This window comes from Megasphaera sp. UBA4233 (assembly GCF_002395615.1).
Lineage (GTDB): Bacteria > Bacillota > Negativicutes > Veillonellales > Megasphaeraceae > Megasphaera > Megasphaera hexanoica.
Genome location: NZ_DGXL01000012.1, coordinates 26,121 through 47,049, shown reverse-complemented (window position 1 = coordinate 47,049; position 20,929 = coordinate 26,121). Strand labels below are relative to the sequence as shown.

Annotated in this window: 24 protein-coding genes; all 24 read left to right on the top strand. The window is 49.2% G+C overall.

Translation table 11 applies throughout. The annotated features are described in order from the left end of the window. Positions 1-139 precede the first annotated feature (139 nt). The gene (locus B2U90_RS02995) at positions 140-886 is read left to right on the top strand and encodes a segregation and condensation protein A (protein ID WP_236699619.1); all 747 of its coding nucleotides are present in this window, start codon (positions 140-142) and stop codon (positions 884-886) included. Further along, positions 840-1,493 (top strand): SMC-Scp complex subunit ScpB, encoded by a 654-nt coding sequence (gene scpB, locus B2U90_RS02990; RefSeq protein ID WP_292017061.1) that lies wholly within the window; start codon positions 840-842, stop codon positions 1,491-1,493. The genes B2U90_RS02995 and scpB overlap by 47 nt, the downstream gene beginning before the upstream one ends. Then, positions 1,462-2,181 (top strand): pseudouridine synthase, encoded by a 720-nt coding sequence (locus tag B2U90_RS02985; RefSeq protein ID WP_292017060.1) that lies wholly within the window; start codon positions 1,462-1,464, stop codon positions 2,179-2,181. The genes scpB and B2U90_RS02985 overlap by 32 nt, the downstream gene beginning before the upstream one ends. 13 nt (positions 2,182-2,194) lie before the next feature. Beyond that, positions 2,195-3,439 carry an NAD(P)/FAD-dependent oxidoreductase gene (locus tag B2U90_RS02980; RefSeq protein ID WP_292017059.1) on the top strand — a complete coding sequence of 415 codons (1,245 nt, stop codon included), beginning with the start codon at positions 2,195-2,197 and terminating at the stop codon, positions 3,437-3,439. Then, complete coding sequence (gene cmk / locus B2U90_RS02975) at positions 3,436-4,104, top strand: (d)CMP kinase (protein ID WP_059075559.1); 669 nt, start codon at positions 3,436-3,438, stop codon at positions 4,102-4,104. Before B2U90_RS02980 ends, cmk begins: the two co-directional genes overlap by 4 nt. Before the next feature lie 12 nt (positions 4,105-4,116). Next, entirely contained in the window at positions 4,117-4,746 is a 630-nt protein-coding gene (locus tag B2U90_RS02970; protein ID WP_075581451.1) for a lysophospholipid acyltransferase family protein, read from the top strand. Further along, positions 4,743-6,728 (top strand): bifunctional 4-hydroxy-3-methylbut-2-enyl diphosphate reductase/30S ribosomal protein S1, encoded by a 1,986-nt coding sequence (locus B2U90_RS02965; RefSeq protein WP_075581450.1) that lies wholly within the window; start codon positions 4,743-4,745, stop codon positions 6,726-6,728. Before B2U90_RS02970 ends, B2U90_RS02965 begins: the two co-directional genes overlap by 4 nt. A gap of 92 nt (positions 6,729-6,820) precedes the next feature. Continuing rightward, positions 6,821-8,146: a DUF512 domain-containing protein gene (locus B2U90_RS02960; RefSeq protein ID WP_170087683.1), complete on the top strand. Its 1,326-nt coding sequence runs from the start codon at positions 6,821-6,823 to the stop codon at positions 8,144-8,146. 4 nt (positions 8,147-8,150) lie between these two features. Next, entirely contained in the window at positions 8,151-9,482 is a 1,332-nt protein-coding gene (gene der, locus B2U90_RS02955; RefSeq protein ID WP_059075563.1) for a ribosome biogenesis GTPase Der, read from the top strand. After that, positions 9,479-10,096 carry a glycerol-3-phosphate 1-O-acyltransferase PlsY gene (plsY, locus tag B2U90_RS02950; protein WP_059075564.1) on the top strand — a complete coding sequence of 206 codons (618 nt, stop codon included), beginning with the start codon at positions 9,479-9,481 and terminating at the stop codon, positions 10,094-10,096. Before der ends, plsY begins: the two co-directional genes overlap by 4 nt. Before the next feature lie 76 nt (positions 10,097-10,172). Further along, positions 10,173-10,727 carry a 16S rRNA (guanine(966)-N(2))-methyltransferase RsmD gene (gene rsmD, locus B2U90_RS02945; protein WP_059075565.1) on the top strand — a complete coding sequence of 185 codons (555 nt, stop codon included), beginning with the start codon at positions 10,173-10,175 and terminating at the stop codon, positions 10,725-10,727. Between the two features lie 2 nt (positions 10,728-10,729). Next, positions 10,730-11,221: a pantetheine-phosphate adenylyltransferase gene (gene coaD, locus B2U90_RS02940; RefSeq protein WP_059075566.1), complete on the top strand. Its 492-nt coding sequence runs from the start codon at positions 10,730-10,732 to the stop codon at positions 11,219-11,221. An 11-nt stretch (positions 11,222-11,232) separates the two neighbouring features. Then, positions 11,233-11,700, top strand: a complete 468-nt coding sequence (locus B2U90_RS02935) for a hypothetical protein (protein WP_059075567.1) — start codon at positions 11,233-11,235, stop codon at positions 11,698-11,700. Between the two features lie 136 nt (positions 11,701-11,836). Further along, on the top strand, positions 11,837-12,646 hold the full coding sequence (locus tag B2U90_RS02930; RefSeq protein ID WP_075581448.1) for a TrmH family RNA methyltransferase: 810 nt from the start codon (positions 11,837-11,839) through the stop codon (positions 12,644-12,646). Between the two features lie 6 nt (positions 12,647-12,652). Beyond that, the gene (larB, locus tag B2U90_RS02925) at positions 12,653-13,414 is read left to right on the top strand and encodes a nickel pincer cofactor biosynthesis protein LarB (RefSeq protein WP_059075569.1); all 762 of its coding nucleotides are present in this window, start codon (positions 12,653-12,655) and stop codon (positions 13,412-13,414) included. Positions 13,415-13,419: 5 nt separating this feature from the next. Beyond that, positions 13,420-13,890: a nickel insertion protein gene (gene larC, locus B2U90_RS02920; RefSeq protein WP_292017058.1), complete on the top strand. Its 471-nt coding sequence runs from the start codon at positions 13,420-13,422 to the stop codon at positions 13,888-13,890. A gap of 107 nt (positions 13,891-13,997) precedes the next feature. Next, positions 13,998-14,846: a ChbG/HpnK family deacetylase gene (locus tag B2U90_RS02915; RefSeq protein ID WP_059075571.1), complete on the top strand. Its 849-nt coding sequence runs from the start codon at positions 13,998-14,000 to the stop codon at positions 14,844-14,846. Between the two features lie 26 nt (positions 14,847-14,872). Then, entirely contained in the window at positions 14,873-15,802 is a 930-nt protein-coding gene (locus B2U90_RS02910) for an NAD-dependent epimerase/dehydratase family protein (RefSeq protein WP_292017057.1), read from the top strand. After that, positions 15,799-16,248, top strand: a complete 450-nt coding sequence (locus tag B2U90_RS02905) for an ACT domain-containing protein (protein ID WP_059075573.1) — start codon at positions 15,799-15,801, stop codon at positions 16,246-16,248. Before B2U90_RS02910 ends, B2U90_RS02905 begins: the two co-directional genes overlap by 4 nt. 11 nt (positions 16,249-16,259) lie before the next feature. Continuing rightward, positions 16,260-17,546 carry a homoserine dehydrogenase gene (locus B2U90_RS02900; protein WP_059075574.1) on the top strand — a complete coding sequence of 429 codons (1,287 nt, stop codon included), beginning with the start codon at positions 16,260-16,262 and terminating at the stop codon, positions 17,544-17,546. A gap of 11 nt (positions 17,547-17,557) precedes the next feature. After that, the gene (gene thrB / locus B2U90_RS02895; RefSeq protein WP_075581443.1) at positions 17,558-18,481 is read left to right on the top strand and encodes a homoserine kinase; all 924 of its coding nucleotides are present in this window, start codon (positions 17,558-17,560) and stop codon (positions 18,479-18,481) included. An 80-nt stretch (positions 18,482-18,561) separates the two neighbouring features. After that, entirely contained in the window at positions 18,562-19,386 is an 825-nt protein-coding gene (gene nudC / locus B2U90_RS02890; RefSeq protein ID WP_292017056.1) for an NAD(+) diphosphatase, read from the top strand. Positions 19,387-19,403: 17 nt separating this feature from the next. Next, positions 19,404-19,700 (top strand): hypothetical protein, encoded by a 297-nt coding sequence (locus B2U90_RS02885; protein WP_059075577.1) that lies wholly within the window; start codon positions 19,404-19,406, stop codon positions 19,698-19,700. Beyond that, on the top strand, positions 19,697-20,929 hold a 1,233-nt coding region (gene valS, locus B2U90_RS02880; protein WP_292017055.1), incomplete at its 3' end, for a valine--tRNA ligase. The genes B2U90_RS02885 and valS, both read left to right, overlap by 4 nt.

The following is a 20,929-nucleotide window of genomic DNA, read 5'->3' as shown; positions in this document are numbered from 1 at the left end:
GTTCGATTCCGGTCCCCGGCACCATTTAAACAACACATTGCACTGAGCATAATGGGTTTCGGCTGATGGCTCTGGCAACTTAAAGGTTTGGATGTAAATCCAAGCCTTTTTTGTAATTATGCTTTATGAGTGTTCTTTCATGACGGGATTGGCGGTATTTATGGAAGAATATCGATACAAAGTATCGGATTTTGAAGGTCCTCTGGACCTGCTGCTGTATTTGATTGAAAAAAACAAGGTCGATATTTATAATATCCCCATCGTCACGATTACGGACCAGTTCAATGAATATGTCCGGCAGATCGATACATTCGATGTCAATTATGCCAGCAAATTTTTTGTCATGGCAGCTACGCTGCTGCAGATAAAATCCCGGCTCCTGCTTCCTAAACCACCCAGACGGGAAGAAGAGGAAGAAGATCCGCAGGAAGTCCTCATCCGGCAGCTGGTAGAATATAAACGGATGAAGCAGATTGCTTCTGTCGTAGCTGATTTATGGGATAAGAGACAACTGATGGAAAGCCGGGAGCGGACACCGATGCCGTTCGAGAAACAGTTTTCCGGCCATATTGATAAAAAAGCACTCTATGCAGCTTTTCAGGCGGTCTATGAGGCTCTTCCCGGTAAAAAGACGGTGGAAATTCATTTGCAGCAGGAAATATACAGTGTCAGCGAATGTATGCAGCGCGTAGAATATGTACTGCACCAGGCACTGCGGCCTGTCCCTGTGCGGCGGATTTTTCAGAGCTGCCGTACGCGGACGGAACTGATCGTTGTCTTTTTAGCTGTGTTGGAATTGCTGAAAATCGGCCGGTGCTGTACGCTGTCAGAAGGAGAGGATGGAAATGCAGCATCCCTGCGATATATCCCGCATGGAGCATCATGAACCGACGGCGGTGCTGGAAGCGCTGCTGTTTCTCAGTGGCCAGCCATTGAGCCTGCCGGATTTGTGTGCCCATACCGGCTGGGGCAAAGACAAGGCAGAGCAGACTGCTCGTACGCTGGCAGCTATTCTGCGGGATGAAAAACGCGGCCTGACTCTTATCCAGGTGGCTGGCGGATATCAGCTGGTTACACGTCCGGAACTGCATGATGAATTGCAGTGGGTCCATAAGACGACAACCGAATTATCTCCTATGGCGCTGGAAGTGCTGGCAATCGTTGCCTTCAGGCAGCCTGTGACCCGGGCTGATATTGAAAAAATACGGGGCGTTTCCTCAGAACGCCTGGTAGCGTCACTGCTGCAACAGGGGCTGATCCGTGATCTGGGGCGGAAAGATACGCCGGGACGGCCTATTATATACGGTACCAGCGCTTATTTTCTGGAATGCATCGGCATGGATTCCCTGTCTGATCTGGCCCGGCAGGTACCGAAAGAATTATTGCAGGATCAGGAAACAGATGGGGAGACAATAGAGACAATAGAGACAGTGAAAGAGAACGTATCTACGGAGGCAGAACATGAAGGAACGCTTACAAAAAGTAATGAGTAACTGTGGCGTCGCCTCGCGGCGGGCATCGGAACAGATGATTCTCGATGGCCGCGTGCGGGTCAATGGCGTTATCGTCCGGGAGCTGGGAACGAAGGCAGACCCTGAAACCGATATTATACTGGTAGATGGAAAACGGTTGGAAGCAAAAAAGAAATTGTATTATCTGTTCAACAAGCCCAAAGGAGTCATTACGACTGCCCATGATGACCAGGGCCGCGAAACCGTCATGGATTATTTCAAGAAGATTACCGAACGGATTTATCCCGTAGGCCGTCTGGACCAGAATACAGAAGGGCTGCTGCTCATGACAAATGACGGGGAACTGGCTAATATCCTCATGCACCCCAGCAAGCTCGTCGATAAGACGTATGAAGTGAAAATTAAAGGGCATATCGCCGATACGGTACTCCAGCAGCTGGCTGATGGTGTGGAATTAGAAGATGGCATGACAGCACCGGCTATCGTCTGCTATAATGGATACGATAATCATACGGGCATCACGAATGTGGAAATTACTATTCATGAAGGCCGGAACCGGCAGGTACGCCGTATGTTTGAACACTTTGGCTTTAAAGTACATAATCTCCGGCGTGTCCAGTATGCGTTCCTGACATTGAGCGGGGTCAAGCGGGGATCTTACCGGTCTCTTACAGCAGAGGAAATAAAGGAATTATACAAGTATAAATAAGGTGTTAATAGCGATGAAACAGGTTATAGTTGTCGGTGCAGGCGCAGCAGGTATCTTTGCTGCCTTGGCGGCCTCTTCCAGAGGGGCCGGGGTGCAGCTTTTTGAAAAAAATGATATTGTAGGAAAAAAAATGGGGATTACTGGCAAGGGCCGCTGCAATCTGACGAATACGGCGCCTATGACAGATTTCATTGCCCGGACGCCAGGACATGGGAAATTTCTTTTCAGTGCCTACCGTGCTTTCAGTAATGAAGACCTCCTCCGGTGTGTGCATCAATGGGGGCTGGCTACGAAAGAAGAAAGGGGCGGCCGTGTCTTCCCCCGTTCCGACAGCGCTATTGAAGTGCGTAAACTCCTGTATCATCGCCTGCAGAAACAGCATGTGGAACTTCACCTGAATGAAGGTGTACTGACTGTGAACCATACGGACGGGGGCTTTTCCGTCCGGACAGAACAGGGACGTTATACGGCGGATGCCTGTATCATTACGACAGGCGGTCTTTCGTATCCCGTTACCGGTTCCAGCGGCGATGGATTCCACTTTGCCAAAAAACTGGGACATACCGTAACTCCCTTAAAGCCGTCCCTGATTCCGTTTACGACAGAAGAAACGTGGGTAAGGGATCTTGCGGGATTGTCTCTGCGGAATGTCGATGTTTCGTTATGGAAACATGGGAAAAAGCTGGCGAGCCAGTTTGGTGAAATGCTGTTTACCCATACGGGCGTTTCCGGGCCGGTCATTCTCATGCTGAGCAGCCAGGCGGCGCACAAACCGAAATGGGAATTCCCCATGCAGCTGCGCATTAACCTGAAGCCGGCCCTGACAGCGGAAACACTTGACTCCCGGATCCAGCGGGATTTTCAGAAGTATCTGCGCAAGCAGGCTGGTAATGGTCTGCAGGATCTCCTGCCACGACGCCTCATCCCATATGTGCTCGAACAGGCAGAAATTCCGGAACAGACATTGATCAATCAGATTACCCGTACCCAGCGCCAGGACCTGGTGACAGTGCTCCAGGCCTTTTCTCTGACTCTGACAGGTACCCGCCCCATTGAAGAAGCCATTGTGACGGCCGGCGGCGTATCTGTACGGGAAATTAATCCTGGAACGATGGAATCTAAAAAAGTCCAGGGTCTTTATTTCGCCGGTGAAGTGATTGACATCGACGCTTTTACGGGAGGATATAACTTGCAGGCAGCCTTTTCGACGGGGTATGTGGCCGGCTGTTCTGCAGCAGAGGAGGAAGCTGATCAATGAGAAAAATTACGGTTGCTATCGACGGGCCGGCCGGTGCAGGAAAAAGCAGTGTTGCGAAAATGGTAGCAAATAGGTTACACTATCTGTATATTGATACCGGAGCCATGTATCGCGCTTTTACCTGGGCCATGCTGGAACGGCATATCAATATACGAGATGAAAAAGCAGTGCAGCAGCTGACCGGCTCCATACAGATCCGTCTGGAACCGGGTGAAGAGGTATGCCGCGTATATGCAGACGGACAGGACATAACGGAAGAAATCCGCACGCCTTTTATATCGTCTCATGTTTCACAGGTAGCAGCCCTTGCAGTGGTGCGTACAAAACTGGTACAATTGCAGAGAGATATGGCAAAAGGCGGAGGCGTCATTTTAGACGGCCGCGATATTGGCACGGTAGTCCTGCCCCGGGCCGATCTCAAAATTTATCTGACGGCGTCGGTTACGGCGCGGGCCAGACGGCGGTTTCTGGAGTTAAAGGAAAAAGGCAGTACGGAAACACTGGAAGCCATTGAAGCCAGCATTGCTGCTCGCGACGATATGGATTCACACCGGGCTGTCAGCCCCCTGAAACGGGCTGATGATGCCGTGTTGGTAGATAACAGTGACCTTACACTGGAAGAAACGGCAGACTGTATCTGCCGTATGATTGAAGAAAAACAGTAAGGAAGCGGAGCGATGAAAAATTTTTTCTATGCTATTATCCGATTTCTCTTTAATCTGGTCACCTATACCTGGCTGGGAATGCAGGTCGTGGGAGAAGGTCATATCCCGGAAAAGGGCGCATTTATTGTGGCATCGAACCATGCCAGTTATTTTGACCCGCCTCTGGTAGGGACGGCGATGCGCCATCATCTGATTCACTTTATGGCGAAGGAAGAGTTATTTCATAATCCGTTCATGGGCTGGTTCCTGAGGTATGTCGGTACTTTTCCCGTTCACCGGGGCCGTGTGGACCGCAAAGCGCTGATAGAAGCACTGCGGGTATTGAAGCAAGGCGAGGTATTGGGTATCTTTCCGGAAGGAACGAGCCGCGACCAGGGAAAACTGGGAAAATTCCATGAAGGCATGGCTGCCATTGCTATCCGCGCCCAAGTCCCGGTCCTGCCGACGGCCATCATTAATTCTCGCCATCTTCCACACAAGATGGGGCCGGTGCGGGTCGTATTCGGTGATCCGGTCCTGCCGCCCGTTATAAGCCGGCAGGATAAAGAAAAAGAACGGGACATCATCCATGAGTTTTCAGAAGATATCCGGAGCCGGATTCTGGACCTCATCAATCAGCACGGAGGAGAAAATATGTCATGAATGTATATGTAGCTGATGCCTGCGGCTTCTGCTATGGTGTCCGCCGGGCCGTAGAAATGGCGTCTTCCGCCGCCAGCGGCACTCACACACTGGGGCCGATTATCCATAATCCCCAGGTAGTAGCCCGGCTGGCTGAACGGGGAGTATCACCGGTAGATTCTCTGGAATCACTTCGGGAAGGAGACACGATTCTCATCCGTTCCCATGGAGTCGGTCCTGATGTGTACCGGGAAGCGGAGAAAAAAAGACTCAACGTTGTCGATGCTACGTGTCCTCATGTGAAAAAAGCACAGCAGGATGCGAAAAAAATCATCGAAAAAGAAAAAAATCTTATAATTATTGGCGAAAAAGCCCATCCAGAAGTAATTAGTATTTCACAATGGGGGGCAAATCGTGCTATTATATTAGATAGGGAAGAAATGGCCCGGGCTCTGCCCCCTATGGAGCAGGCCGGGGTGGTCGTACAGACGACCTTTTCCCAGGAGCAATTTAAACGCATTGAACAGATACTGGCAGATAAAATTCCGGACCTTACGGTGTACATGACAATATGTACGGCGACGCAGCAGCGGCAGCAGGCGGCGATTGATCTGGCAGGGAAAATGGATGCGATGATCGTGATTGGCGGGAAAAACAGTGCCAATACCGGTCGCCTTGCACAGGTGTGCAGAGAACAGGGTTGCCCGACATACCATATTGAAACAGCAGCTGAATTAGATACGGCCTGGTTCAAAGGTATGAAAAATATAGGCATTACAGCCGGCGCTTCCACGCCGGATTGGATAATACAGGAGGTTGTTAATATTATGGAAAATTTGCAAGCAGAAGCCACAGAAGTAATGAGTGAAGAATTGTTGGACAAGTATGATTATGAAGAAAATCCAAAGAAAGGCGACGTAGTAAAAGGCACGGTTATTTCTGTGAATGATGATGCTGCCTATGTTTCCATCGGTACGAAAGCAGAAGCAATCCTGCCGAAAAAGGAAATGGCTGTACCGGCACCGGAAAAAGCTAGTGATTTTGTCAAAGTCGGTGATGAACTGACTGTTGAAATCGCCAACAACATCAAAGAAGAAGGTGCGATTGTCGTTTCCCTCGTCAAGATGAAGAAAGTTGAAGACTGGAAAGAAGTACGCGAAGCATTCGAAAATGACCAGCTCGTCGAATGTACCGGTAAAGAAACGAATAAAGCCGGCCTCGTCGTATCCATCAAATCTCTGCGCGGGTTCATCCCCCTGTCCCAGGGCGATATCCGCTTTGTCAAATCGCTGGACTATCTCGTAGGCCAGACATTCCAGGTAAAAGTCATCGATATTGACGAACATAAAAACCGCCTTGTCCTGTCCCGTAAAGCTGTTCTTGAAGCAGAACGGGAAGCAAAACGCGAAGAAGCCCTGAAACACATTGAAGAAGGCGCTGTCCTTGAAGGAACGGTCGTCAAGATTATGCCTTATGGTGCGTTCATCGATCTCGGTGGCGTAGAAGGACTGCTTCACATTTCTGATATTTCCTGGAAACGGATCAGCTCCGTTGATGCCGTACTCAAACAGGGTGATAAACTGCAGGTCCTCGTACAGAAATTCGATAAAGAACGCGATCGTATTTCCCTGTCCCTGAAAGCACTGCAGAAGAACCCCTGGATTGCCGCTATCGAAAAATTCGAAGTTGGCGATGTCGTCAAGGGCGAAGTCAAAAAGCTGCTGCCTTTCGGTGCTATCCTCGCTATCGATCCGGAATTGCAGGGGCTCCTCCACGTTTCCGAACTGACGGAAAAACGCGGTGCTTCTGTAAAAGACCTTTTGAATATTGGCGATATTTTAAATGTCAAGATCATCGGTATTGATACAGATAAGAAGAAGATTTCTCTCAGCGTACTCGCTCTGCAGAAAGATGACGAAGAACGGGAAGTCCGCAATTATCTCGAAACAGCAAATCAGCAGGAAGAATCGGCCACAATTGGCGACGCTGTAGAAGATAAATAAGTATTCCTGGAAAAAGGATAGCCGGCGTGTACCGGTTATCCTTTTTTTTGGACAGGAATGGATCATAAGGTGTTTCAGGAAAGGATATACATATGTCGGATACGTTACATGCAGTCATAGCCAGTGTGCAGGAGGGCAGCCGGGCTCAGAAAGAAGGTCTGAAAGCTGGTGATACTATCGTTTCGGTCAATGGCCAGCCTGTAGAGGACCTGATCGATCTGAATTTTGCCCTTGCTGACGAAAAAGTGCATCTGGTCGTACAAAACGGCGACAGCCTGCGGGACTGCTATTTTCAGAAGCGGTTTGGCGAAGACGTGGGCATTACTATGGAAAATGCCGTTTTTGACCATATACGCCAGTGCTGGAACAATTGCATATTCTGCTTTATTGCGCAGATGCCCCAGGGGATGCGCCCATCTTTGTATGTCAAGGATGACGACTATCGTATGTCTTTCCTGACGGGAAGTTTCATTACCTTATCTAACCTGTCTGAAGAAGATCTCCGGAGAATTACCCAGTACCATCTGTCACCGCTCCATATTTCCGTCCACACGACGAATGGCATGCTCCGCCGGCGCATGATGCGGCAGGAACGGACAGAGGATATTATGGATCATCTCCGCAATCTGGTGCGGCATGACATTGATATGTACTGCCAGATCGTCCTCGTGCCGGGATATAATGATGGCGAAGAATTCAGCCGCACCGTACGGGATCTGGAATCGCTCCGGCCTAACGTACTGGGAATAGCTGTCGTGCCACTGGGAATGACGAAATTCCGTTCTGAATGCATGCCTCTGAATCCGGTTACGCCGGAACTAGCCCGTGACATTATAAACCGTTCCCGTCCTTTTACAGAGCGCAGCCGCCGGGAAGGCAGGGGAAGCTTTGTCTATCTGGCTGACGAATTTTATCTGAAAGCCGGAATGCCGCTGCCGGACAATGCGTATTATGATAACTACGAACAGATTGAAGATGGCATCGGGATGCTGCGTCTGTTTGAACAACAATGGCATAGCTGGGATGGCAAGGTCCGTACGGCCTATGACAAGCCGAAACGGCTGGCTCTTCTGACCGGCACGCTGGCAGCTCCTTTTATCAGCCAGCTCGTACAGGAAGTACAGGTGGCCAATCTGGAGGTAAATGTTGTCCCCGTAGAAAATCACTATTTTGGCAGGCAGATTAATGTGGCTGGTCTCCTCACAGCCCAGGATATGCTTCATGCCTGGCAGCAGCTGGCCGGTGACTGGGATGGCCTGATTATTCCCGGCACGGCATTGCGCAAGGGTGAAAACATCTTTCTCGACGATATGACACTTAGTGAATTTGAAGCCCGGGCCGGCGTACCTGTCGGCGTCAGTGAATTTGCGCCGGAACTGAAGCAGCTTTTATATCATTGGCAGGAGAATAAGGAGTAGAATTATGTATAAACCATTAGTTGCCGTTGTAGGCCGGCCGAATGTCGGTAAATCGACACTGTTCAACGCCGTCGTAAAGAAACGGATTTCCATTGTCGAAGACATCCCCGGCGTCACCAGAGACCGCATTTATTTTGATGCTGAATGGCTGGGCCAGGAATTTACCATGATTGACACGGGCGGCATTGAATTTGTCGATCAGGACAATCACTTTTTTACGAGTATGCGCTATCAGGCTGAACTTGCCATTCGTGAAGCCGATGTCATCATTTATGTAGTAGATGGAAAGACGGGAATCCAGCCTCAGGACGAGGAAATCGCCCATATTCTCCGTTCCTGTGGCAAGCCGGTAATCCTGGCTGTCAATAAAATCGATAGTGTAGAGCAGGAAATCAACATTTACGAATTTTATAATCTGGGGTTGGGCGATCCTATCGGCATTTCTGCGGTCAATCTCATGAACCTCGGTGACCTTCTCGATGAAGTGCTGAAATATATCAAAAAAGTACCTGTTGACGAAGAAAGTGAAGATGCAATTCATGTAGCACTGGTAGGCCGCCCGAACGTAGGAAAATCTTCCCTGACCAATGCCCTGTTGGGACAGGACCGGGTCATCGTCAGCAATATTCCCGGCACGACCCGCGATTCCATTGATACACACTGGACCTATAATGGAAATGAATTTATCCTCATCGATACGGCAGGGATGCGGCGCAAGGGAAAAATCGACCTGCCCGTGGAACGGTATAGTGTGGTACGGGCACTGCGGGCTGTCGATCGTTCCGATATAGCTGTCCTCGTACTGGATGGCGTAGAAGGTGTAACCGAGCAGGATAAGAAAATAGCCGGTTACATCCATGAAGCCGGCAAGGGCTGCATCATTGTCGTCAACAAATGGGATCTGGTGACTAAAGACAGCAAGACCAGCCTGAAATATACCGATGATATCCGCCGGGAACTGGCCTTCATGCAGTATGCCCCGATTCTATATGCTTCGGCCCTTACCAAACAGCGCGTTAACCGTCTGGCCGATCTGGTACAGTACGTATCGGAACAGCAGCATATGCGTGTTTCGACGAGTGTCCTCAATGAACTCATCGAAGACGCGCAGCTTACTAATCCGGCACCGGCTAAGAACGGACGTCCCTTAAAGATTTACTATATGACCCAGGCTTCGGTGGAACCGCCTACGTTCGTCTTATTCGTTAATGATCCCCAGCTTATTCATTTTTCCTATACCCGTTTCCTGGAAAACAAACTGCGGGAAACATTTGGTTTTGAAGGAACTCCTATCCGTCTTATCCTGCGAGGTAAAAAGGGAGATGAAGACGCGTGATAGAAGGTATACTCTGTCTGTTCCTGGCCTATGCCGCTGGTTCCTTCCCGAGCGGCCTGGTCATTGGCAATGTCTTTTATCATACCGATATCCGCACTGAAGGAAGTCATAATACAGGCGCGACCAATGCCTATCGTGTACTGGGAAAAGCCGGCGGCCTGGCAGTTCTTATCCTCGATACGGCGAAAGGGATTCTCGGCGTCTGGCTTGGCCAGCAGGCGGGAATCCTCCTGGCACCGGATCAGATAGAATTATGTATGATCGGCGGCGGCCTTCTGGCTATTCTGGGCCATTCTTGCTCTTTGTTCATGAAATTCAAAGGAGGGAAAGGCGTGGCCACCGGCCTGGGAGTCATTCTTTATCTGGCACCGTGGGAAACACTTATCGTCTTTGCTGTCTGGTGTATTGTCGTCGCTTTTTCGCGGATCGTTTCGCTCGGTTCTATTGTAGCAGCGATTTTGGTGCCGGTGACGATGTACCTGTTCCATGAACCTTTGGAAATCGTAGTATTCGGTATTCTGGCAGCTGCGTTTGTCATTATCAGGCACCGCGCCAATATCGTGCGGTTGCTTCATGGCAATGAATTGAAAGTAGAACGGATACACAAAAAATAACTGTTCCGGTTTCAGGATTTATATTTGATATGTAAGGAAAAACGTGTATAATTAACATGTACGAGCAGGTGATGATGTGAGAATCATAGGCGGAAGCGCCAGAGGCAGACAATTGAAATCTCCCAAGGGTATGCTGACCCGGCCTACACTGGACAGTACGCGGGAAAGTTTGTTTAATATTCTGACTAATTACGGCCTGGAAGGAGCATCCGTACTGGATATTTTTGCCGGAACAGGCGCTCTCGGCCTGGAAGCCCTCAGCCGCGGTGCTGCCCATTGTGTGTTTATCGATCATTATACCCAGCGCCTTATTCAGGAAAACGCAGCGATGTGCGGCTTTTCTGGGAAATATGAGGTACTGCGTATGGAGATGGGGCGTGCGCTGGCGCGGTTGCGCGGACGGACGTTCCAGTATATTTTTGCCGACCCGCCGTACGATAAAAATCTGGTGAATGATACAATTTCTTTTATCTTTCAATATCAGCTGCTGGCTGCTGACGGCCTGGTCATCATGGAGCACAGCCGTCATGAAGATATATCGGAGAACCCGTTGTATAGCATTATCAGAGAAAAATCCTATGGAAAAGAAACGCGCGTCAGCTTTATCTGCCGCCGTCAGGAAGGGGAATAATTGTGCGTATCGGAATCTGTCCGGGCAGTTTTGATCCCGTGACGAACGGACATATCGATATATTTGAACGAGGCAGCAAACTGGTTGACAAGCTGATTGTTGCCGTCTTCAGCAATCCGACGAAACAGCCTGTCTTTACGATGGCTGAACGGGAAGAAATGCTGCGGGAAACGACTAAACATATTCCGAATATTGAAGTGGCCAGTGCTGAAGGCCTGCTCAATGAATATGCCATGTCTCATGGGGCTACGATTATCATCCGCGGGCTCCGGGCACTCAGTGATTTTGAATATGAGTTTCAGCGGGCTCTTCTCATGAAACAGATCGAACCGGCTATTGAAACGGTATTCATCATGGCCAATACAAAATATTCGTATGTAAGTTCTACGGGAATCCGGGAACTGGCCTGCTTTGGAGGCAAGCTGGACGGCATGGTGCCGGATTATGTAGAACAACGCTTGAAAACTAAATTTAAAGATAAATATAAGGTATAGGGGTGGACAACATGAACTCTGATAAGTTGTTGGAAGATTTGGAAAGTTTAGTACTGAATGCGTCAAAGATGCCCTTTACGAACAAAAAGATGATCGAAGAGGAAGAACTTCTCCAGATTATCGATGATTTGAAAGCATCCATGCCGGCGGAATTAGATGAATCAAAAAAAGTTCTCGCTGAAAAGGATAAAATTATTGCCGATGCCCAGCGTCATGCTGACAGCATGGTTGCCCAGGCCAAAGATTACATTGCCAAACTGACGGAAGAAAGCGAACTGGTACGGCAGGCACAGGAACATGCCAATCAGATTGTCATGAGTGCTACGAAGTCCTCGGATGAACTCAAGAGCAGTTCTATTACGTATGCCGGCGACGTACTGAAGTATGTAGAATCGACATTGGAAAAGACGCTGACCAGTATCCGCCAGAACCGGGAAAGCCTTCTTCAGTCCAATCGTCAGGATAATAGTAAACAGTAATGCCGTAAGTCAGACTACAAGAGACGGTCATACGAAGAGAAATACTTTGTACGACAGTCTCTTTTTGCGTTAAGACATAAGAGGGCCGGCGGGCCCGGACTGTGGATTGTATTTATCAGGATGCAGGGAGAAGACGATGAAAGAAATAACTTCACGGGAGAACCAGTGGGTCAGGATGGCCCATTCACTTAAAAAGAAAAAAGGACGGCAGGAACAAAGCCGGTTTTTGGCAGAGGGATTCCGCTTATTGTCAGACGCTATCCAGGTAGGTGTCATGGATGGCATCTGCTTTGTTACAGAAAAGGGAATGCATCATGAAGGATTTGATACATTCCTGTCCCGGGGGGAAACATTGGGATGGACATTTTTTCATGTAACTGACAGCGTGTATGATAAAATAAAAGATACGGGAAATCCACAGGGAATGGCGGCTATGCTGCCGCTTTTTCCATATACGCTCCAGGCGCTGGATACACTGAAGGCTGACCGGCCCGTCCTCTATCTGGAAGATATCCAGGATCCGGGTAATCTGGGTACGATTCTGCGTACGGCCGCGGCCAGCAATGGGGCTGCCGTCCTTTTGAGCGAGGGCAGTGTCGATGTGTACAATGACAAGGCAATCCGCAGTGCCATGGGTGCTATATTCAAGGTCCCGGTCATACAGCACGTCACCCTGGACGACCTGATGGCCTTTCGTAAGAAAAGTGGACGCCTCCTGTTGGGGACAGCCCCTCTGGGAACGGTGCGGTATACCGATGCGCCGTACGACAAACCAGTTATTTTAGCTTTTGGAAATGAAGGAAATGGCCTGTCCCACGAGTTGCAGCAGCAATGTGATGCCCTGATTACGATACCGATGAAACAGGATACCGAATCACTCAACCTATCGCTCTCGGCAGGCATCATCCTGTATAAAGCATGGGAAATCAATGGATTTAAGGAGTAATGCCGTATGGATATAACCAGTATTTTGGAAGAGTATAAAAAGGGAACACTCTCGCTAGAAGCAGCACAGGCCGCCCTGGCGGAAAAAGACAGTTCTCATACAGCGCAGACGGCAGATCTTGGGTTTGCCCATATCGATCTGGCGCGTCAGGAACGGTGCGGTTTTCCGGAAGTCGTATATTGTGCCGGAAAGACTGTAGAACAGTCCGTCACGATTTTAACACTCTTAATGAAGAAGTATGATAACATCATTGGCACGCGGGCGTCTAAAGAAGTGTATGAACGGCTGCTCCCCGATTTTCCCGATGTACAGTATGATGACCTGGCACGCATGGTTTATCAGCGCAAGGACACGACCATCGTCAATGGCGACAGGACCATTGCTGTTGTAACTGCCGGTACGAGTGATATCCCTGTTTCAGAAGAAGCCGCTCTTACGGCTGAAATCATGGGAAATAAAGTCATGCGCATTTACGACGTGGGAGTCGCCGGTATTCACCGTCTGCTCAGCCGGGCGGATGACATACGCAAAGCCAACGTGGTCATCGTTGTCGCCGGTATGGAAGGTGCCCTGGCCAGCGTCGTCGGCGGTCTGGTGAGCCAGCCCGTCATAGCCGTACCGACCAGTATCGGTTACGGTGCCAATTTCCATGGACTGTCTGCTCTGCTGGCCATGCTCAACAGTTGTGCAGCCGGTGTCTCTGTCGTCAATATCGATAACGGGTTCGGTGCCGGCCGTCTGGCAGATATATTGAACCGGATGAGGTGACACGTATGGAAACGCTATGGCAGATGGAAGCAAATATAGACGACATGAATCCCCAGAATATGGAATACATTTTCCGCCGTCTTCTGGACCTGGGCGTCAATGATGTGTGGGCCATGCCGATGCTCATGAAAAAATGCCGGATGGCGTCCATGCTCTGCGTGTTATGCCGGGAAGAACTCCTGGAAAAGGCAGCCGATCTTATTTTTAAAGAAACGACTTCCGTAGGTGTCCGCTATTTTCCTGTCAGCCGCATCGCCTGCAGGCGGTCTATACAGACGGTGACGGTGTCAGGTGAAACGATTCATTGTAAAATCTGCTGGTCCGGTGATATAGTGACCAATATTTCTGCAGAATACGATGATTGCCGGGCTGCAGCCGTAAAGACAGGTATTCCGCTGAAAGAGTGGCAGCGCCGTGTTCTGGAAGCCGCCTGGCAGTGTTACGGCGGGAAAAAGTATGAAGAGCTGGCAGACTGAACTGTTCGTTTCCTGAAGCGTCTCTCAGAGAAAAACAAGTTGTCTCTTGCAAATAAACAATTGTCCGTGTATAATAATGAATGAGTTCAAAAAAGGCGATTCTGATTATGAATAGATTAATTATCAATGCAGATGATTTCGGCATCCATCAGGAAGTGAACCGAGCTGTAGCCATAGGCTTTGATACAGGTATCCTGAGGAGCACATCCCTTCTGGCATCCGGTCCGGCTTTTCCTGAAGCCGTAACGGTTGCAAAAAAAAGGCCGGGCCTGGGAATTGGTATCCACCTCTGTCTGGTCGGGGGACTGTCACCGGTTTTATCACCGCAGGAAGTCCCAAGTCTTGTCGATGGGCGGGGGCTATTCCCCGATAGTTATGGCGAATTTATGAAACGGATATATACTGGCCAGATTCAATATCAGGAGCTGTATCGTGAACTGGATGCGCAGATGGAAAAAATCATGTCTCAGGGGCTTACTATTACCCATGTGGACAGCCACCAGCACCTGCACGTATTACCCCAGGTCTGGGTGATCGTACAGGCCCTGATGAAAAAATATGGGCTTCACCGGCTGCGTATCCCTGACGAATCGTATTTCTTCAAGTTGTGGACAGCAAATCCGGTCCGTGCCCTGGGCCGGGATGGGCTGACTTTTTTTTCGAGGAAGGCCCGTCGCGATGCGCGCAATCTCGGATTTACCATGCCGGATTATTTCTGGGGCATGGCTGATGGCGGAAATATGAATGAAACGAATCTGCGGTATATCATTGGCCAGATGCCTTTTGGCGTGCATGAAGTGATGATGCATCCCGGCTGCCATACGGCTGTTTTGAGCCAGATATTCCATTGGGGATATCATTGGCAGGATGAATTGGCTGCTATTGTTTCACCGGGCATCCGTAAGCTCATTGAAGAACGTCATATTGAACTCATCCATTACGGCAACCTGCCGTAATCTACCGGAACAGGGAGTGGTATGTATTGAATATATTGGTTACAGGCGGTGCCGGTTTCATCGGTTCACACCTCGTTGACACCTTAATAGAAGCCGGTCATGATGTAACGGTATTTGATAATCTGAACAGTGGAAGGAAAGAGTATATCCATAAGGAAGCCCGGTTCTGTCAGGGAGACATCCGTGATACGGAAGCTCTGGACCGTCTGTTTGCCGGAACGGTTTTTGATGTAGTGTTTCATGAAGCTGCCCAGACGCAGGTATCTTATTCCATGCTCTATCCCCGGGAAGATGCCGATGTCAATGTACTGGGACTGATTAATGTGTTAGAACACTGCTGCAGACATGACGTAAAGAAAATACTTCTTTCTTCATCAGCCGCTGTATATGGAAATCAGGAAACAGGACTGGCTGATGAAACGATACCGGTACAGCCACAATCTTTTTACGGACTGACCAAGGCGGCAGGAGAAGCATATGCCGCTTTGTATTACCGTATGTATGGCCTTCCGTATGCCGTCCTTCGCTACGCCAATGTGTATGGCGAACGGCAGGAAAGCAGCCGGGAAGCCGGTGTAGTCAGTCTGTTTTCCCGGGCATTGGCCTCGGGAACCGCTATGACCATCTATGGCGATGGGAATCAGTCACGGGATTTTATTTACGTCAAGGATGCGGCGGCTGCCAGCATGGCTGCCATGGATGCCGGCGTTCCCAGCGGCATTTACAATATCAGTACGAAAATCGAAACGACCATCAATGCCTTGAAAGAAATATTGATGTATTTTGCCCAGATACGGTCTGACGTAATCTACGAAGACGCACGGCACGGCGATATTTACCGGTCCGTACTCGATAATGGAAAGGCTGTGCAGACGCTGAACTGGCGGCCGAAGACAAAACTTCTGCCAGGATTGATGACGACGTTTTCTTATTTTTTAGGGAGGGATGAACGATGAAAAAGGACACGAACCATAACTTCTATCTGGTCCGGGAAGATATCCTGCCAGAAGCTATTAAAAAGACAATCCGCGTCAAAGAAATCTTAAAGCACCATCAGAGCCGTACCATCAATGAAGCGGTAAAGATGATGGATTTAAGCCGCAGTGCGTACTATAAATATAAAGATTATGTTTTCCCTTTCCACGACGTAACACAGGGAAAAATTGTTACCTTATCGCTTCTGATCTTTGATAAACCGGGCGAACTTTCCCAGGTGCTGCATACAGTCGCAGCCAGCAACGGCAGCATCCTGACTATCAATCAGGGGATTCCCCTGCAGGGAATGGCTGATGTCAGTATTTCCATTGAAACGAAGAACATGAATATTTCTGCCGATGAATTAATGAAAAAATTAGATAAACTGCCGGGAGTCAGCAAAGTCGATATCATCGGGCAGGCCTAAGGAGGGGCTGTATGAAACACGTTGCAATTGCATTGTTAGGCTGCGGTACCGTTGGTAAAGGCGTTGTCGATTTATTGAGCCGCAACGGCCAGCTCATTGAGGAACAGCTGGAGACGCATATCAGCATTAAACGGATACTCATCCGTGATTTACCGAAATATGAACAGATGGATTTGCCGGATACCATTGCTCTTACTACCGATTTCAACGATATTATCAATGATGATGAAATAGAAATCGTAGTGGAAGTTATGGGAAGTGCTGATTTTGCAAAAGAATGCATCGAACAGTGCTTTAAGCGCGGGAAGAGCGTAGTCAGTGCCAATAAGGACCTAATTGCTGATTATGGGATTCCTCTTTTGAAACTCAGTCAGGAAAACAATGTCGATTTCCAGTTTGAAGCCAGTGTAGCCGGCGGCATCCCCGTTATCCGTCCCATGTATTCGTCGCTCAACAGTAATCGTATCGAACGCATCATCGGCATCATGAATGGAACGACAAACTATATCCTGACTAATATGACGGAACGGGGCCTGTCCTATGAAACCGCTCTTAAGGAAGCCCAGGAAAAAGGGTATGCCGAAGCCGATCCGACTAATGATGTCAGTGGATATGATGCGGCCCGGAAAATCGCTATTCTGGCAACATTGGGATTCCATTCTGCCGTTACTTTCCGCGATGTCTCTGTCGAAGGCATTGAGAAAATCACCCATGAGGATATTGAACATGCATCGGAAATGGGCTATGCCGTTAAACTGCTGGCTATTGCACAGCAGAACGACGATGGGATTTCCCTCAATGTCCACCCCGCCTTTATACCCAGAAGCCATCCGCTGGCCAATGTCGGCGGAGCCTATAATGCAGTATATGTACGGGGCAACTGCGTCGGTGATGTCATGTTTTACGGACAGGGAGCCGGTGCTTTTCCGACTGCCAGTGCGGTTGTCAGCGATGTCATGAATGTCATTCTTCATTTTAACCTTACCGTGACAGGAAAACGGAAATATGTCTGGCATGATACGAAACTGACGGATCCACGCTCTATCCGTGCTCCTTATTATCTGCGCATGATCGTCGATAATGCACCGGGCGTCTTGTCCAGTATCTCTGGCATATTTGCTGAAAATCGTATTAGTATCCGTTCTCTAATCCAGAAAGATGAAACGAAGGAAATTGCCGAAATTGTAATTCTTATCGATGCATCAGCCGATGGGCTGGTGCGGGATTCACTGAAAAAGGTGACATCTCTTTCCTGCGTCCGCCGCGTTGCCAATGCAATCAGAGTCATTGAAATTTAGAGGTGCTGTTTATGACCAAGAAAGTACATGTAAAAATTCCGGCCACATCGGCCAATATGGGTTCCGGGTTTGATGCCGTCGGCATCGCTCTGACCCTGTATAATGAAATACTGTTTGAAGAACGGCCGGGAGCGGAAGCGATAACCATCGAAATCAAGGGTATGGGTCAGAATGAAATCCCGACCGATCCCGCAGAAAATCTGGTATCGGAAGCCATGGCATACGTGGCAAAACGGAATGGACAGCCGCTGCCGGCCGGTCATCTGACACTGATTAACCGCATCCCGCCGGCACGCGGGCTGGGAAGCAGCTCGGCAGCCCTCGTCGGCGGAATCATGGCAGGAGATGCCCTGACAGGGCGGAAACTGACCAAAGAAGATATACTGATCATTGCCAATTCGATGGAAGGCCATCCCGATAACGTGGCGCCTGCAACATATGGAGGACTGACATCGTCTATCATTGTCCATGACAAAGCTATCACCAATTCAGTGCCTGTAGAAGATGATTTGTCTTTTATCACGGTCAGTCCGGAAATTGAAGTTTCTACAGAAGAAGCGAGACAGGCGCTGCCCGATACGATTGACTATAAAAGTGCCGTTTTTAATGTCAGCCGGGTCAGTTTCCTTTTGTCCTCCTTCTTTACGAAACGGTATGACTATCTAAAATACAGCCTGCAGGATAAGCTCCATGTTCCCTATCGGATCCAGCTGATTCCCCACGGCCAGGACGTACTGGATGCGGCTATCGCTGCCGGTGCCCTGGGTTCTACCATCAGTGGTTCCGGCTCGACACTCATCGCATTTGCAACCGGACGGGAAAGAGAGGTAGAAGAGGCGATGATTTCTACTTTTGCCGGGTATGGCATCCAATCTTTTGGTCATATTCTCAAAGCGGATAATCAGGGTGCTACTTATGTAGATATACCGAAATAATATTCAGATTTGTAAATTAAAGTATAAAAACGGAGAGAGGCTGCCACCGGACAGCCTCATTTCCTTTGTAAGGAGTTTATATGATTCAGGATATCCATCCCCATACGTATCACAACGAATTTACGCCTGCTCTCATAGAAGAAAATGCCCTTATCTTGTCTTATGATAAAAAAAGTGTCCTCATACGGCAGGATGGAAACAGCTTTACTCTGCCGGCAGCTTCTGATTTTTCCGGCTGGAAGGCCGATAATTTTATCTGGCTGTTTGCCATCGACGACAGGCAGTTTTTCCTGGCCCGGCGTACGCTGCCAGCTCCAGAAGGATATGCCTATGTGCCTATCCGCTATATGCGGTATGCGGCACCACGGCACCTGGCATTTGCTTCTGTCACCGGCCTGTCACTGGCCGGATGGTACCGCCATCATCAGTTATGCGGATGCTGCGGGCAGCCGTTGCAGCATAGCAAAAAAGAGCGGATGTTGTATTGCCCATCCTGCGGTATTATGAATTATCCCCGTATCAATCCGGCGGTCATCGTGGCCGTCCGCCATGAAAATAAGATCCTCGTATCGACCTATGCCGGCCGGGAATATACGAATATGGCTCTCATCGCAGGATTTGCTGAAATTGGAGAAACCATCGAGGAGACAGTTCACCGGGAAGTCATGGAGGAAGTGGGAATCCGCGTCAAAAATCTGCAGTTCTATAAAAGCCAGCCCTGGTGTTTCACCGACACGCTCCTGTTCGGATTTTTCTGCGACCTTGACGGAGAAGATACGCTGCGTGTAGATCACGAAGAACTGGCAACTGCCCGCTGGATCAGTCGGGATGAAGTACCGGAAGATGTAGAAAAGGTCAGCCTGACCATGGAAATGATGACCTTGTTCAAAGAGGGAAAGGTATAGTAAATCCCTTGACAGGTATGGGTAAAGTTGCTACAATTATTACCAACATAAAAGCGATGAGCGGAAGAAGCGGTTTGTATCTGCGTCAGAGAGATGCCGTACAGGTGAAAGAGCATTGGCAGAGAGTATCGCGGGTCACCCGTGAGCCGGCAGGAGGAAAGGCCTGCCCGTCTGACAGGCGTTATCTGTTTTATAAAGAGGCCGCGTGGAGCGGCAATTTAGGTGGTACCGCGGAAGAACTAAGCGCCTTTCGTCCTAAGAGTGGACGAAAGAGCGCTTTTTTTATTTACTTTTTGGAGGGAACAGACAAATGAAATGGAATAAGGAAGAATTAGGAGCTTATTCACCGAATGACATTGAAATGTCCTGGTATGATTTCTGGGAAAAAAATGGCTATTTTCATCAGGATGCCGATAAGAGCAAAAAGCCATTCAGCATCGTCATGCCACCGCCTAATGTTACGGGGCAGCTTCACATGGGCCACGCACTGGATAATACGTTGCAGGATATCCTCGTCCGTTTCAAACGCATGGAAGGCTACAATGTTGCCTGGATCCCTGGAACAGACCATGCCGGCATTGCTACCCAGGTCAAAGTAGAACAGCAGCTGGCCAAAGAAGAAGGAAAGACGCGCTATGATATCGGCCGTGAAGAATTCCTGAAACGGGTCTGGGCCTGGAAAGAAAAATATGGCAGCCGCATTGAAAAACAGGTACGCCGTCTCGGTTCATCCTGTGACTGGAGCCGCAAACGCTTCACGATGGATCCCGTATGTGCCCGTGCCGTTCGTGAAGTATTCTGCACCTTATATGAAAAAGGCCTCATTTACCAGGGACAGCGTATCACCAACTGGTGCCCTCATTGCAATACGGCATTGTCTGATATCGAAGTAGACCATTCGGATGTTCAGGGCAGCCTCTGGTATGTCAAATATCCTGTCGTCGGTGAAGATGATTACATCATGATTGCCACGACCCGTCCGGAAACGATTATGGGCGATACGGCCGTTGCCGTCAACCCGGAAGACGACCGCATGAAAAAATACGTCGGCAAAAAAGTCATCGTACCGCTGGTAAACCGCGAAGTCGAAGTCATTGCCGATGATTATGTTGATATCGGTTTTGGTACGGGTGCCGTAAAAATTACACCGGCCCACGACCCCAATGACTTTGCCATGGGCGAACGCCATCACCTCGAATCAATCATGATCATGAATCTCGATGGCACGATGAACGATAAAGCCGGAGCTAAATACGATGGTATGACCCGGGAAGAATGCCGCAAAGCCGTTGTTGCTGACTTGCAGGAACTGGGCCTCCTCGATCACATTGAACCGCTGACCCACTCTGTCGGTCATTGCTCCCGCTGCAAGACGATTGTCGAACCGTTTTCGACGAAACAGTGGTTTGTCAAGATGGGACCACTGACCAAAGCCGCTATCGATGCCGTCGCTGAAGGAAAGACGCGGTTCATTCCTGAACGGTTCAGCAAGACATACAATCACTGGATGGAAAATGTTCATGACTGGTGCATCAGCCGCCAG

What these genes read in the sequence shown, in the direction of transcription:
- B2U90_RS02965 (WP_075581450.1), top strand. Translation starts at nt 4,743, where the DNA reads ATGAATGTATATGTAGCTGATGCCTGCGGCTTCTGCTATGGTGTCCGC.
- B2U90_RS02935 (WP_059075567.1), top strand. Translation starts at nt 11,233, where the DNA reads ATGAACTCTGATAAGTTGTTGGAAGATTTGGAAAGTTTAGTACTGAAT.
- B2U90_RS02905 (WP_059075573.1), top strand. Translation starts at nt 15,799, where the DNA reads ATGAAAAAGGACACGAACCATAACTTCTATCTGGTCCGGGAAGATATC.
- B2U90_RS02970 (WP_075581451.1), top strand. Translation starts at nt 4,117, where the DNA reads ATGAAAAATTTTTTCTATGCTATTATCCGATTTCTCTTTAATCTGGTC.
- B2U90_RS02930 (WP_075581448.1), top strand. Translation starts at nt 11,837, where the DNA reads ATGAAAGAAATAACTTCACGGGAGAACCAGTGGGTCAGGATGGCCCAT.
- nudC (WP_292017056.1), top strand. Translation starts at nt 18,562, where the DNA reads ATGATTCAGGATATCCATCCCCATACGTATCACAACGAATTTACGCCT.
- B2U90_RS02980 (WP_292017059.1), top strand. Translation starts at nt 2,195, where the DNA reads ATGAAACAGGTTATAGTTGTCGGTGCAGGCGCAGCAGGTATCTTTGCT.
- B2U90_RS02900 (WP_059075574.1), top strand. Translation starts at nt 16,260, where the DNA reads ATGAAACACGTTGCAATTGCATTGTTAGGCTGCGGTACCGTTGGTAAA.
- larB (WP_059075569.1), top strand. Translation starts at nt 12,653, where the DNA reads ATGGATATAACCAGTATTTTGGAAGAGTATAAAAAGGGAACACTCTCG.
- B2U90_RS02915 (WP_059075571.1), top strand. Translation starts at nt 13,998, where the DNA reads ATGAATAGATTAATTATCAATGCAGATGATTTCGGCATCCATCAGGAA.
- B2U90_RS02995 (WP_236699619.1), top strand. Translation starts at nt 140, where the DNA reads ATGACGGGATTGGCGGTATTTATGGAAGAATATCGATACAAAGTATCG.
- larC (WP_292017058.1), top strand. Translation starts at nt 13,420, where the DNA reads ATGGAAACGCTATGGCAGATGGAAGCAAATATAGACGACATGAATCCC.
- cmk (WP_059075559.1), top strand. Translation starts at nt 3,436, where the DNA reads ATGAGAAAAATTACGGTTGCTATCGACGGGCCGGCCGGTGCAGGAAAA.
- B2U90_RS02960 (WP_170087683.1), top strand. Translation starts at nt 6,821, where the DNA reads ATGTCGGATACGTTACATGCAGTCATAGCCAGTGTGCAGGAGGGCAGC.
- B2U90_RS02985 (WP_292017060.1), top strand. Translation starts at nt 1,462, where the DNA reads ATGAAGGAACGCTTACAAAAAGTAATGAGTAACTGTGGCGTCGCCTCG.
- B2U90_RS02885 (WP_059075577.1), top strand. Translation starts at nt 19,404, where the DNA reads ATGGGTAAAGTTGCTACAATTATTACCAACATAAAAGCGATGAGCGGA.
- der (WP_059075563.1), top strand. Translation starts at nt 8,151, where the DNA reads ATGTATAAACCATTAGTTGCCGTTGTAGGCCGGCCGAATGTCGGTAAA.
- thrB (WP_075581443.1), top strand. Translation starts at nt 17,558, where the DNA reads ATGACCAAGAAAGTACATGTAAAAATTCCGGCCACATCGGCCAATATG.
- scpB (WP_292017061.1), top strand. Translation starts at nt 840, where the DNA reads ATGGAAATGCAGCATCCCTGCGATATATCCCGCATGGAGCATCATGAA.